The organism is Enterococcus sulfureus ATCC 49903, from assembly GCF_000407605.1.
In the GTDB taxonomy this organism is placed as follows: Bacteria; Bacillota; Bacilli; order Lactobacillales; family Enterococcaceae; genus Enterococcus_G; species Enterococcus_G sulfureus.
Map to the genome: position 1 here is coordinate 751,611 of NZ_ASWO01000001.1, position 12,334 is coordinate 763,944.

A 12,334-nucleotide genomic window follows, 5' to 3' on the forward strand; every position below is an offset into this window, starting at 1 on the left:
ATAGTACTATTTGTTCGAAAGGCGATGTTATTCTATTTAGCTCTTGTTTTGACTGAGAAGAAAAACAGAGAGGAAGAATTTCATGGCAAATCAAAAAGGAAAAGCAATCTTAAATAATCCCTTCTTAAATAAAGGTACAGCATTCAGCTTGGCAGAGCGAACTGCACTAGAAATCGAAGGACTATTACCAAGTGCCGTACAGACACTTGAACAACAAATCGAGGTAACGTATGCGCAACTAAGCCAATTAGATGGCCGTTACGCGAAAAACAAATTCTTGATGAATCTGTACAACACAAATCGCATTTTATACTATGCAGTAGTTGGTGAACACGTAAAAGAATTATTACCTGTTATCTACACGCCAACGATTGCCGATAGTGTTCGTGAATTTTCAACAGATTTCGTTCGTCCAAATGATGCAGTCTATCTTGATGTCAATCATCCAGAAAGTATCGAAGCAGTCTTAAAAAATGCAAGTCAAGAGTTAGAGCAAGTCGACTTATTAGTCATTACTGATGGCGAAGGCGTTTTAGGTATCGGTGACTGGGGTGTTCAAGGTGTGATGATCTCAGTTGGGAAATTAGCGGTTTATACTGTGGCAGCAGGCATGGACCCAAGACGTGTTTTACCGATCGTGATCGATAACGGCACAAATCGTCAAGAATTACTTGAAGATCCAAACTATTTAGGTAACCGTCAAGAACGTAAAACAGGTCAAGAATACTGGGATTACATCGATCAATTCGTAAATGTTGCTAAAACCTTGTTCCCTAAAGTATTGTTCCATTGGGAAGATTTCGGTCGTGGCAACGCCAGTGTCATTTTAGAAAAATACCGTAATGAAGTAACCACTTTTAATGACGATATCCAAGGTACTGGTGTGATGATGTCAGCAGCGTTAAATTCTGTTGCCGAAGTGACACAAAAACCGGTTCAAGAACATACTTTTGTGATCTTTGGTGCAGGAACAGCTGGTATCGGTGTGACCGAGCAAATCAAACTTGAAATGACATTAAATGGCTTGAGTGAAGAAGAAGCCAATAAACGTTTCTTCTTAGTGGATCGTTTTGGTCTAGTGACAAACGATCAAGAAAATTTAACAGAAGGACAAAAACGTTTTGCTCGTGATAAAGCGGAATTTGATGGTTCAGTCGAAACATTAGCCGAAGTGATCAAAGCCGTAAAACCATCTGTTTTGATTGGTACAAGTGGACAAGCTGGTTCATTTACTAAAGAGATCATTGAAGATATGGCGTCATTTAATGAACGTCCTGCGATCTTACCGATCTCTAATCCAACAGATTTACAAGAAGCAACAGCGGAAGATATCTTGACCTTCACTGAAGGTCGCGGACTTGTCGTAACGGGTAGCCCTTCTGAACCGGTAACGATCGGTGATGTAACGTATCATATCGGTCAAGCCAATAATGCATTATTATACCCAGGACTTGGTCTAGGGATCGTGATCAGCAAGGCTTCTACCGTAACCGATAGCATGCTTTCAGCTGCAGCACATGGCATTGCCAACTTCCAAGATCTATCTAAACCAGGTATGGCGTTACTTCCACCACTTGATGCTGTAAGACCAGCTTCAAAAGCTGTGGCAATGGCTGTCGTAGTAGCGGCGATCAAAGATGGTGTCGCTACAGAAGAAATCAAAGATGTGGAACAAGCAGTCGATAACGCTGTCTGGAAAGCAACTTACCAAAACTAAATGAACCAATCCAACCTCAAAAGAAGGTACTGATTGGTTCCTTCTTTTCTGAGGTCTAAGTTTAAATCAGAAAGAGATGAAAAAAATGTTGTTTTACAATTCCGTATCAAGTGTATTTTCAATTATTTTATTAATGGCGTTAGGGTATTATTTGAAAGCAAAAAAAGCAGTCGATCCTTCGTTTAGTAAAAATATTTCAGGGTTGATCACCAAGATCGCCTTACCTGCTTCAATTTTCGTATCAGTATTAAAATATTTAACGCGTGATACCTTGATCAGTTTATCTGGTAATCTATTGTTCCCAGTATTAGCCGCTGTAATCGGTTATGCGATCGCCTATATTTTAGTCAATGCCCTACACATCCGTCCAGGACGTCGTGGTACCTTTATCAATGCGATCGTCAATGCCAATACTGTATTTATCGGTCTACCGTTAAATATCGCGTTATTCGGTGAAAAAAGTTTACCTTATTTCCTAGTGTATTATATCGTGAATACTGTATCGACTTGGGCGATCGGTGTCTTCATTTGGGCCAATGATGACCCAACTAAAGTCAAAGGTGAAAAAGGAAATAGTACGTTTAGATGGCAAAAACTATTGCCACCTCCACTTGTAGGATTTATTATTGCCCTGGTATTCTTAGTGTTAAATATTCCTGTTCCAACATTTATTAACTCTACTTTATCTTATGTTGGTGGATTAGTAACTCCACTTTCATTAATTTATATTGGGATCGTATTGTATGATGCAGGTCTAAAAAATATGAAATTCGATCGCGATACAATCGTAGCACTATTTGGTCGTTTCATTATCTACCCTGCGATCATGATCATCTTGATTTCTCTAGGTAGCAGTTTCTTACACAATACAATGGAACCTGTATTACGTAAAACCTTGATCGTCCAATCTGCAACACCAATGCTTGCGGTATCTCCAATTTTAGCCGCTGAATCAAATGGTGATGTGGAATACGCAACAAACCTTGTAGTCACAAGTACTGTCTTATTTATCGTTGTTGTGCCGATTCTAATGGCCTTCATTTAAAACTGTGTGGTAGCTTAGGCTGCCACGCTTTTTTTGCATAAAAATATGCAACCGATTTTATTACAAACTCTTTATATCGACTTTAAATAATATCAACTCTTTAAAATAAAAACATTTGACTTACGCAACCGATTGCTTATAATGGATGTAGAAAGAGAAAAACTGGAGGGAACTTTATGAACCAAATCAAACGATTATTTGACATTGATCCTTGGAAATTACATACATCTACATTAGCAATCGACGACCGTCGTTTACAAGAATCACTTACAAGTACTGGAAATGGCTATATGGGTATGCGCGGAAACTTTGAAGAGCAATATTCTGGCGACCATCATCTTGGAACTTATCTTGCTGGTGTTTGGTATCCAGATAAAACACGAGTTGGCTGGTGGAAAAATGGTTATCCAGAATATTTTGGTAAAGTCATCAACGCAGTAAACTTTTTAGCGATGGACATTTCAATCAATGGTCAACTATTAGATTTGGCTACGATTCCTCCAGAAGATTTTTATTTAGAGCTTGATATGCAAACAGGTATTTTACGTCGAAGTTTCACCGTAACGATCGATGATGCGACTGTTGCTTTTGAATTTGAACGTTTTTTAAGTATCGTACACCAACAATTAGCGGCGATTCGTGTTAATGCTACTGTCATATCTGGTGAAGCACAACTCGTGATCACCTCTAAATTGGATAACCTTGTACAAAATGAAGATAGTAATTATGATGAACGCTTTTGGCAAGAAGTCGCACATGAAGTCTCTCCTACGATTTCTACGCTGACTGCACGAACTGTGGAAAATCCTTTTGGAGTAGAACAATTTGTGGTGACTTCTGGTATGAACCATTCGCAAGAGAGCGATCAGTTGGCAGAACATGAATTAATGGTCGAACAAACCTTTAGTCAACATTTAAACGAATCTGAATCTTGGACATTAGATAAATTTGTTGTAATCGTGACAAGTCGTGATATCCCAGAAGAACAACAAGAAAAAGCAGTTCATGATTTGTTTGCAGAATTTGGTTGTGATTTTGAAGCCCATAAACAAGCACAAATCAAAGCTTGGGCGAAACGATGGGAATTAGCAGATGTTGTAATTGAAGGCGATGACGAAGCACAGCAAGGAATCCGTTTTAACTTATTCCAACTTTTCTCTACTTATTATGGCGAAGATGAACGATTGAATATCGGACCTAAAGGTTTCACTGGTGAAAAATATGGCGGAGCAACCTATTGGGATACTGAAGCCTATGCTGTTCCGTTGTATTTAGCTTTAGCGGATCCATCTGTGACTGAAAATCTCTTGAAATACCGTTACAATCAATTGCCACAAGCATTCTTTAACGCAAGTCAACAAGGTCTCAAAGGTGCTCTTTATCCAATGGTGACCTTCACTGGTGTAGAATGTCATAACGAGTGGGAAATCACGTTTGAAGAAATCCACCGTAACGGTGCGATTGCTTATGCGATTTACAACTATACAAATTACACTGGTGATGAACAGTATCTAAAAGAAAAAGGTTTGGAAGTCTTGGTTGCGATTGCGCGTTTCTGGGCAGATCGTGTCCACTATTCAAAACGCAATCAATGTTACATGATCCACGGTGTCACTGGGCCTAATGAATATGAAAACAATATCAACAATAACTGGTATACGAATACACTCGCTAAATGGGTTCTGACTTATGCTTTAGAAAATTATCTTAAATTTGAAGAAGAGGTCGATTTCACGATCTCACAAGAAGAACAAGAAAAATGGCTAGACATTATTGAGCACATGTACTTGCCACAAGATGAAGAATTGGGAATCTTTGTTCAACACGATACCTTTTTAGACAAAGATTTGATGCCAGTTGCAGAGCTTGATAGCAGCCAACTTCCATTAAATCAAAACTGGTCTTGGGATCACATTTTACGCTCTTGTTTTATTAAACAAGCCGATGTGTTACAAGGAATTTACTTCTTTGGTGACCATTATTCCTTAGAAGAAAAACAACGTAACTTTGATTTCTATGAACCGATGACTGTACATGAATCTTCACTTTCACCAAGTATCCATGCGATTTTAGCTGCAGAACTTGGGATGGAAGAAAAAGCGATCGAGATGTATGAACGTACAGCTCGTCTCGATTTAGACAATTACAATAACGATACAGAAGATGGCTTACACATCACTTCTATGACAGGAAGTTGGTTAGCAATCGTTCAAGGGTTTGCTCAAATGAAAACCGATAATGGTCAGCTAAGCTTCGCACCATTTTTACCTACAAAATGGACGTCTTATGCATTTCATATCAACTATCGTGGACGTTTGATCGCCATCAACGTAACCAGCGATCAGGTAACGTTTGAAAAATTATCAGGAGAACCATTAGACTTTACTGTCTATGGTCAATCATATCTGTTAGAGGATACATTAAACGTTCCCTTAACAAAATGACGACTAAAGAGCGGTGAAGTTGCTTCACCGTTCTTTTGTTTCTAGCGACTTTGACCTCACTATGTTAAGATAGATAAAGCTTTTAAAGGGGGAGTTTTTCCATGAGTATTACAGTCAAAGATGTAGCTAAAAAAGCAGGTGTTGCTACATCCACTGTCTCTCGTGTAATCAACGATCATTCTAGTATTTCTGAAGAAACCAAACGCAAAGTTCGTAAAGTCATGGATGAGCTCGGTTACGTACCTAACGTTGCCGCGCGCAACCTAGGTAAACAAGTATCGAGTACTATCGGCATTATCTTACCCCCACTAGACTCACGCGAACGTTTAGGCAATCCGTTTTATCTTGAAACCATCGAAACGATCAATGAAGAAGCACGAAATTATCAAATGTCAGTCGCAGTCGCTTCTGCTCGCGACTTTGAGACACTTTTAGCCAATGTCGAGCGCATGCATCGTCAAAAGCATGTTGATGGCTTTATTCTGACTTATTCAGATGACAAAGACCCAATCATTACATATTTAGTTGATCATGAAGTTCCTTTTGTGTTGATTGGACAACCTTACGTCCATGAAAATGAAATCAGTTATGTCGACAATGACAATCAACTATTAGGCAAGCAAGCAACAGAATATTTAATCGAAAAGCAGCATAAAAAAATCTTTTTTGCGACCAATACGACACACGAGAATCTATATTTTGAACGCTTTTTTGGTTATCAAAAAGCAATGATGATGGCCGGGTTACCGACATATCAAGCTGTGACCTTCGAAGAACCTAAAGATTTTGTTGATTTTGAAGCGATTTTATCTGAGCAACATCCGACAGCTTTTGTCGTAATCGATGACTTATTTGCGATTCGTTTGATGCAACTGTTGACGATGTATGGATATCGCGTGCCAGAAGATATTTCTGTGATCAGTTTCAACAATTCGATTTTTGCTACGTTGACACACCCGTATCTCACTAGTATCGATATCGATGTGGCCACGTTAGGAAAAATCGCCACACAACAATTGATGCAGCATTTAGCTCAAAAAGAAGCTGCAGGTATCCGTATGGTCGTTCCACACAAACTGATCCAACGTGAAACTGTTATCGCACCACAAAAATAAACCGATAGTCGAAACTATCGGTTTTTTTGTGGATTATTTTCCTGGCTCTGAAGCAATGATTTTTACTTCCCCTTGAATCGTCCAAGTATTGATTTGTGCCGGTAATAGACAACTACTACCTGGTTTCAATTCGTAACTTTGTCCTTCTACAACTAACTCTCCTGCTCCTTCGATTACGGTCATCAGCGTATACGGAGCTTGCTTTGTTAGTTCTAAGATCCCTTTTACATCCCATTCATAGACATTGAAGAATGGCGTCTGTACATAAGTTGTGATTGAAGAGGTATTTTTGCGTGTTTCTTTGATTTCAGGTGTTGGATACGTCGCAGGAATCGTCGACACATCGATCGATTGTTGGATATGCAATTCTCTTGTATTTCCTTGATCGTCTGTACGATCGTAATCATATACACGATAAGTCGTATCTGAACTTTGCTGTGTTTCTAAGATTAAAATCCCTGCTCCAATGGCATGGATCGTTCCACTAGGTACAAAGAAAAAATCACCTTTTTTCACTGGGACACGGCGAAATAGCTCATCCCATTTTTGCTCTTCGATCATTTGAGCAAATTCTTCTTTGGTTTTTGCGTGATGTCCATAGATGATTTCCGCTCCAGGAGCAGCATCGATAATATACCAACACTCTGTTTTGCCTAACTCTCCTTCATGCTTTAGTCCATAAGCATCATCTGGATGAACTTGAACAGATAGATCATCTTCTGCATCTAAAATTTTTACAAGTAAGGGAAATTCTTTTTCAGTTGGAAAATCAAATAAAGCTTTCTCCTCTGACCATAACTGAGCTAAGTTCTTGCCTTTATAAGGACCATTTTCTACTAAACTTACTCCGTGTTTATGCGCACTAATTGCCCAATCTTCACCAATTTTTTCACTAGGTAAAGTAAAGCCAAACACTTCTGCTAAACGATTGCCTCCCCAAATTTTCTCTTGAAAAACGGGTTTAAAAAATAACGGTTCCATTAAATCGCTCCTTTATTTGCATTCTGTTCCGATTATAACACGCTTACATTTGCTTTTGATCTTCTTTTTCAGATTCTTCTAAATAAAGCTGAATTAATCGATCACGTTTTGCGATATACGCTTCACGGTGATCGTCTGGATGTACGCGATTGGATAAAAAAATCCAACCTCTTTGCTTTACTCGGTCTATCAAGATAAAGGTTCCCGTATATCCTGTATGAAATAATACAGAACGTGTTCCTATCGTTTTTAACTCCCATCCTAAACTTCGGTTGAGTTGATGAGCGGTATGATCTTGTGCTAAAGCATCTAGTGTTCGTGCTTGATACACTGTCGGGACTGGTGCTAAGTATTCTCGCACGAATTTGATCAACGCCGCATTAGTGGCAAATAGTCCAGCATGTCCGGCTTGGCCTAAAATACGCGCTTTAGGATCATGAATCTCTCCTTTTAATACGGTAGTTCCGATTTTTTCGGTCGCGACTGCCTGTGGCTGAGAAATCGGTCCATATCGTATTTCATTTATTTTCAAAGGGGCAAATAGTTCTTGTTGAAACACCTTGTCTAAGGGTAACTCAAAATAGCGTTCTAATGCCATTCCCAATAAAATAAATCCTGTATCCGTATATTTCATCTCTTTTGATTGCATTTTACCAGATTTTTGGACAAGATAAGCTTCACGCAGGGCTTCAGGCGATAATTGATCTCGATTTTCGATCCATGTGTTTATTCCAGAAGTATGGGTCAGCAACTGTCTGATCGTCACCGTTTTATCTTGATATTCTGGTAAGTACTCAGCCAATTTTTGATCTAACTGAATTCGTTTTTGTTCGAGTAGGCGTAAGTAGACACTGACCGTTCCGATCACCTTAGTCAACGAAGCCAAATCAAAATAGTGGTCTTTTGTTAGTTTTTCATGCTCAGGATAAATGGCTGCCTCCCCTTGCACTATAGACTCAAGTTGCTCATGATCGATAAATGTGGTGATATAACCTTTATATATTCCTTCATGATAAAAACGTTCAATTTCTTTTTTTGTCCGTTCAAACATTGATTTCTCCTAAAAAAAAAGCGATCATTCTTTTTTTGAATGATCGCTTCATGTTATATTTTGTTCTTATTTTTGACGCTCAAACCACCATTCGACACCTAATGCATCATAAATCGTTAAGATCGATTTTTTTTGATCGATATAAAACTCCACGTCTTGTTCTACAAAATGAGCTTCTAATAACAGCAAGTCTTCTTGGGTCAAGATAAAGCGAATAAATTCCAATCCAATGATTTCATGTGCTTCATATTGGCTAGGATCATCTGTTACAGGTGTTAAGGTCACCATTGTTTCTAACGTATCATTTTGAAAAATCATATTATCTTCTGAAGGAACGAAGCCTAATTGTGATTGTAAGAAATCTTGTTCTTTCGCAATTTCAAAAGCATTTAAATTAAATGGACCAAAGAAAACAGTAGAACTCAAACGTGGTGTTTCATCAATGGTCAAGGTATGAATTTGTTCTAAAGAATAAATTGGATCTAACGCATCGTCACGGTAAATAAATTGAATCCCATTGTCCTCAGGATCTTTACATGCAATCGTCAATGGCTCAACCGCCACTTCGACTAATTCTGTACCAAAATTCTTCAAACGTTGGATCGTTGCTAAAAATTCAGCTCTTGTTGGGATCACTAATGAAAAATGAGCCATTTTTTTGATTTTTCCAATCCCTTGATCTGCGCGTGGACTTTCCTCTAATAACAGGTATTCAGCTTTTTCATCACTGATTCCCATGATCGCTAACGCATTTTCTTCACCTTTTAACGCAAAACCAACAACATCGCGATAAAAATGGATCATCTTATCACGGTCTTTTACACGAATTGCCATTGAAGCAAGTGTTGCACTTGCGCCCAATTGAAATTTTACCATTTCGTTAAGGTCCCCTCTCAAAGTTTCTTGCTTTATTTTACTGATAAAGACCTAAACTAGCAAGTAAAAGGCTAAAACCCGTTCAAAATCACCTTCTATCTATTCTTTTCTAGATGTTCTGTGCTAAAATTAAAGGAAATAAAGACCAGAGGAGGCTATTTTTATGGAAGATTGTATTTTTTGCAAAATTATTGCTGGAGATATCCCAAGCTATAAGGTTTATGAAGATGAAGAAGTGTATGCTTTTTTAGATATCACTCAGGTGACAAAAGGACATACACTGATTATTCCTAAAAAGCACGTTACAGACATTTTCGACTACGAAGATACATTAGCTGCAGCGGTCTTTGCTCGTGTACCTAAAATTGCTAAAGCACTTGAAAAAGCATTTCCTGAAATGGAAGGATTAAATTTAGTAAACAATAATAAAGAAATCGCATATCAATCTGTCTTTCACTCTCACATCCATTTGATTCCACGTTATGGAAAAGACGATGATTTTTCGATGCACTTTGGTAGTCATATGGATGAGTATACAGAAAAAGACTTGGCGACTCTAGCGGAGACCATCAAAGCGCAGGTGAGTCAAGGATGAGAGATTTCGTAAAAGGCTTATTTTTTGGTGCGGGTATCGGTGGCGTCACAGGATTATTATTTGCTCCTAAAAAAGGAACCGTTTTGCAAAAAGAATTACGTGAATATGTAGTCTACTCAAAAGATCACTTTGAAGAAACCAAAGCCGATTTAGATCAAGTGAAACAACAAGTCGAGCGTACAAAACACGCGATCGATCATTTAGTACCTCAAACTACGAAAGCCTTCCAGAAAGATTTAGATGCCTTCGAATTTCAACTCACCCCTCGTATTGAGCGCGTGAATGAACAAGTCAGCACGCTACAGCAACATTTAGCCGAGGCGAAAGCAAAATTTGAGCAATTGAACTAGTTTTTCTAAAGAAAACTTGATGAATTTATGAATTTTATCCGAAACCTTTTACATATTCTTTTTTTCAAAAAAATATATGGTATAGTAATATTTGTGAGAAATTGAATCGATTTACTATTATGATGACAAGGAGCGTTTTAAACCACATGAAGAAAAAATTATTATTAACTGCCACAACAGCACTAAGCCTGTTGATTCTAGGTGCTTGTTCAAATACTGGCGATCAAGATATCGCAACAATGAAAGGCAACAAAATTACAGTAGAACAATTTTACAATGAAGCAAAAAACACTTCTGCTAACCAACAATTAGCACGCAACATGATCATCTATCAAGCATTTGAAGATAAATATGGCGATAAAGTGACTCAAAAAGAAATTGATGCCAAATACGATGAGCAAGCAAAACAATATGGAGATACATTTGATTCTCAATTAAAAGCTGCTGGTTATACAAAAGAAAGCTACAAAAAAACAATCAAACAACAATTAGCCATGGAAGCTGGTTTGAAAGCTCACATTAAATTAACAGATGCTGATTTGAAAACAGCTTGGGAATCATTCCATCCAGAAGTAGAAGCACAAATTATCGCGGTTTCTTCTGAAGATGATGCAAAAGCTGTCAAAGAAGAAGTAAGTAAAGATGGTGCTGATTTTGCGAAAATCGCTAAAGAAAAATCAGTCGATACAACAACTAAAGATGACGGCGGAACAGTGAAATTTGATTCTACCTCTACAACGATTCCTGCAGAAGTTCAAGAAGCTGCTTGGAAACTTAAAGATGGTGAAATCTCTGATCCAATCGCGGTAACGAATACTTCAACTTATACACAAACATTCTATATCGTAAAAATGGTGAAAACTTCATCTAAAGGAAACGATATGGATAAATACAAAGATAAATTAAAAGAAATCGCTGAAGAAACGAAATTGAATGATTCTGACTTTACAACAAAAGTAATCGGTGAAGTGCTAAAAGATCAAAATGTAAAAATCAAAGATTCTGCATTCAGTTCTGTTTTAGAAACATTCACACAAGCTGTCGATACAAAAACTTCTGATTCTAAAGCAACAACTAGCTCAGATAAAGAAACAACTAGTTCTGAAAAAGCGACTGATTCATCTGAAGCAACTTCTTCAAGTGCAACTGAAGAATCAACAACTTCTTCAAGTAAATAAAAAAAACAAGGAACTCACTCGAGTTCCTTGTTTTTTTGTGTAGCTGGAATATAAAAGCGACGTTTATCTAACCCAAAAATACTCGACGTATAGCTTCCAGGATCGGTTTGTCCTTTAGCCGTTAACAGCATCTGCATCGTAGCGTCCAAATTGTCGATTTGATGCAAAACTTCTGCTTCGATTAATTTTGGTCTTACTGGTGAACCATATTCTAATAATCCATGATGAGATAAGACCATATGACGTAGTAGTAAAACATCTTCACTAGCCGGATCGATCGAAAGTGCAAGACACGCTTTTGTGATTTCTTCATCCACTAAGACTAAATGACCAATCAAATTTCCTGCAAGTGTATACTCGGTAGCGATCGCACCACTTAGTTCAATCACTTTTCCTAAATCATGTAGCAATACGCCAGCATAGAGTAAAGATTCGTCTAAATCAGGATATTCTTTAACGATCGATTTCGCCAAACGCAACATCGTCATCGTATGATAGGCTAGACCGCCATTAAAGGCATGATGATTGACTTTAGCTGCAGGATACGTAAAAAATTCCTGATGATACTGTGTAAATAAATAGCGTACGATTCGATTCCAAGCCGGTGTAGTGATCTCAAAGAAAGTCTGACTGATATAATTTTCCATATCTTCTTTCGTTACCGGTGGTCGATCCATAAATAGACTTGGATCGTTCGGTTCACCCTCTTTACTCAAGCGCAGATGAATGATTTTTACTTGTGGATTTCCTTGGTACACTTCACGTTTTCCATCAAGGCACACGACTTTTCCCGCTTCAAATTTTGTAATCTCCTCTTCTGAAGCATCCCAAAATTTTCCATCGATCGCACCACTTTCATCTTGAAAGGTGAAAGCAATAAATTTTTTACCATTTTTTGCGGTACGAACATCGGCTTGTTTGATCAATACGAATAATTGAAACGTTTCATCAACAACTAATTCTCTTAATTTTTTCATTGATC

General features: G+C 37.9%; 11 protein-coding genes. 7 read left to right on the plus strand and 4 right to left on the minus strand.

Translation table 11 applies throughout. From position 1 onward, the window contains the following. Window positions 1–52: 52 nt before the first annotated feature. The 4 genes from I573_RS03460 to I573_RS03475 all read left to right on the plus strand — a co-directional run bounded on the left by I573_RS03460 (window position 53) and on the right by I573_RS03475 (window position 6,321). Window positions 53–1,717 (plus strand): NAD-dependent malic enzyme, encoded by a 1,665-nt coding sequence (locus tag I573_RS03460; protein ID WP_281168754.1) that lies wholly within the window; start codon window positions 53–55, stop codon window positions 1,715–1,717. An 85-nt stretch (window positions 1,718–1,802) separates the two neighbouring features. Next, window positions 1,803–2,762 carry an AEC family transporter gene (locus tag I573_RS03465; RefSeq protein WP_016185193.1) on the plus strand — a complete coding sequence of 320 codons (960 nt, stop codon included), beginning with the start codon at window positions 1,803–1,805 and terminating at the stop codon, window positions 2,760–2,762. A 176-nt stretch (window positions 2,763–2,938) separates the two neighbouring features. Beyond that, window positions 2,939–5,206 (plus strand): glycoside hydrolase family 65 protein, encoded by a 2,268-nt coding sequence (locus tag I573_RS03470; protein ID WP_016185194.1) that lies wholly within the window; start codon window positions 2,939–2,941, stop codon window positions 5,204–5,206. 101 nt (window positions 5,207–5,307) lie between these two features. Continuing rightward, window positions 5,308–6,321, plus strand: a complete 1,014-nt coding sequence (locus I573_RS03475; RefSeq protein ID WP_016185195.1) for a LacI family DNA-binding transcriptional regulator — start codon at window positions 5,308–5,310, stop codon at window positions 6,319–6,321. Between the two features lie 33 nt (window positions 6,322–6,354). Here I573_RS03475 and manA read toward each other — a convergent pair whose 3' ends face one another. The 3 genes from manA to I573_RS03490 form a co-directional block, all read right to left on the minus strand. Then, complete coding sequence (gene manA / locus I573_RS03480) at window positions 6,355–7,302, minus strand: mannose-6-phosphate isomerase, class I (protein WP_016185196.1); 948 nt, start codon at window positions 7,300–7,302, stop codon at window positions 6,355–6,357. Between the two features lie 43 nt (window positions 7,303–7,345). Beyond that, a complete protein-coding gene (locus I573_RS03485) occupies window positions 7,346–8,353 on the minus strand; it encodes a serine hydrolase domain-containing protein (RefSeq protein ID WP_016185197.1) in 1,008 nt (335 codons plus the stop codon). A gap of 66 nt (window positions 8,354–8,419) precedes the next feature. Beyond that, window positions 8,420–9,229 carry a VOC family protein gene (locus I573_RS03490; RefSeq protein ID WP_016185198.1) on the minus strand — a complete coding sequence of 270 codons (810 nt, stop codon included), beginning with the start codon at window positions 9,227–9,229 and terminating at the stop codon, window positions 8,420–8,422. Window positions 9,230–9,392: 163 nt separating this feature from the next. Here I573_RS03490 and I573_RS03495 point away from each other — a divergent pair, with 163 nt between their 5' ends. From I573_RS03495 to I573_RS03505, 3 genes are all read left to right on the plus strand, one after another. Beyond that, on the plus strand, window positions 9,393–9,824 hold the full coding sequence (locus I573_RS03495) for an HIT family protein (protein ID WP_016185199.1): 432 nt from the start codon (window positions 9,393–9,395) through the stop codon (window positions 9,822–9,824). Continuing rightward, complete coding sequence (locus tag I573_RS03500) at window positions 9,821–10,174, plus strand: YtxH domain-containing protein (RefSeq protein WP_016185200.1); 354 nt, start codon at window positions 9,821–9,823, stop codon at window positions 10,172–10,174. Before I573_RS03495 ends, I573_RS03500 begins: the two co-directional genes overlap by 4 nt. Before the next feature lie 146 nt (window positions 10,175–10,320). Continuing rightward, entirely contained in the window at window positions 10,321–11,352 is a 1,032-nt protein-coding gene (locus I573_RS03505; RefSeq protein ID WP_016185201.1) for a peptidylprolyl isomerase, read from the plus strand. A gap of 14 nt (window positions 11,353–11,366) precedes the next feature. Here I573_RS03505 and I573_RS03510 read toward each other — a convergent pair whose 3' ends face one another. Then, on the minus strand, window positions 11,367–12,329 hold the full coding sequence (locus I573_RS03510) for a 3'-5' exoribonuclease YhaM family protein (protein ID WP_016185202.1): 963 nt from the start codon (window positions 12,327–12,329) through the stop codon (window positions 11,367–11,369). Window positions 12,330–12,334: the final 5 nt, after the last annotated feature.

What these genes read in the sequence shown, in the direction of transcription:
- I573_RS03465 (WP_016185193.1), top strand. Translation starts at nt 1,803, where the DNA reads ATGTTGTTTTACAATTCCGTATCAAGTGTATTTTCAATTATTTTATTA.
- I573_RS03470 (WP_016185194.1), top strand. Translation starts at nt 2,939, where the DNA reads ATGAACCAAATCAAACGATTATTTGACATTGATCCTTGGAAATTACAT.
- I573_RS03475 (WP_016185195.1), top strand. Translation starts at nt 5,308, where the DNA reads ATGAGTATTACAGTCAAAGATGTAGCTAAAAAAGCAGGTGTTGCTACA.
- manA (WP_016185196.1), bottom strand. Translation starts at nt 7,302, where the DNA reads ATGGAACCGTTATTTTTTAAACCCGTTTTTCAAGAGAAAATTTGGGGA.
- I573_RS03485 (WP_016185197.1), bottom strand. Translation starts at nt 8,353, where the DNA reads ATGTTTGAACGGACAAAAAAAGAAATTGAACGTTTTTATCATGAAGGA.
- I573_RS03490 (WP_016185198.1), bottom strand. Translation starts at nt 9,229, where the DNA reads ATGGTAAAATTTCAATTGGGCGCAAGTGCAACACTTGCTTCAATGGCA.
- I573_RS03495 (WP_016185199.1), top strand. Translation starts at nt 9,393, where the DNA reads ATGGAAGATTGTATTTTTTGCAAAATTATTGCTGGAGATATCCCAAGC.
- I573_RS03500 (WP_016185200.1), top strand. Translation starts at nt 9,821, where the DNA reads ATGAGAGATTTCGTAAAAGGCTTATTTTTTGGTGCGGGTATCGGTGGC.
- I573_RS03505 (WP_016185201.1), top strand. Translation starts at nt 10,321, where the DNA reads ATGAAGAAAAAATTATTATTAACTGCCACAACAGCACTAAGCCTGTTG.
- I573_RS03510 (WP_016185202.1), bottom strand. Translation starts at nt 12,329, where the DNA reads ATGAAAAAATTAAGAGAATTAGTTGTTGATGAAACGTTTCAATTATTC.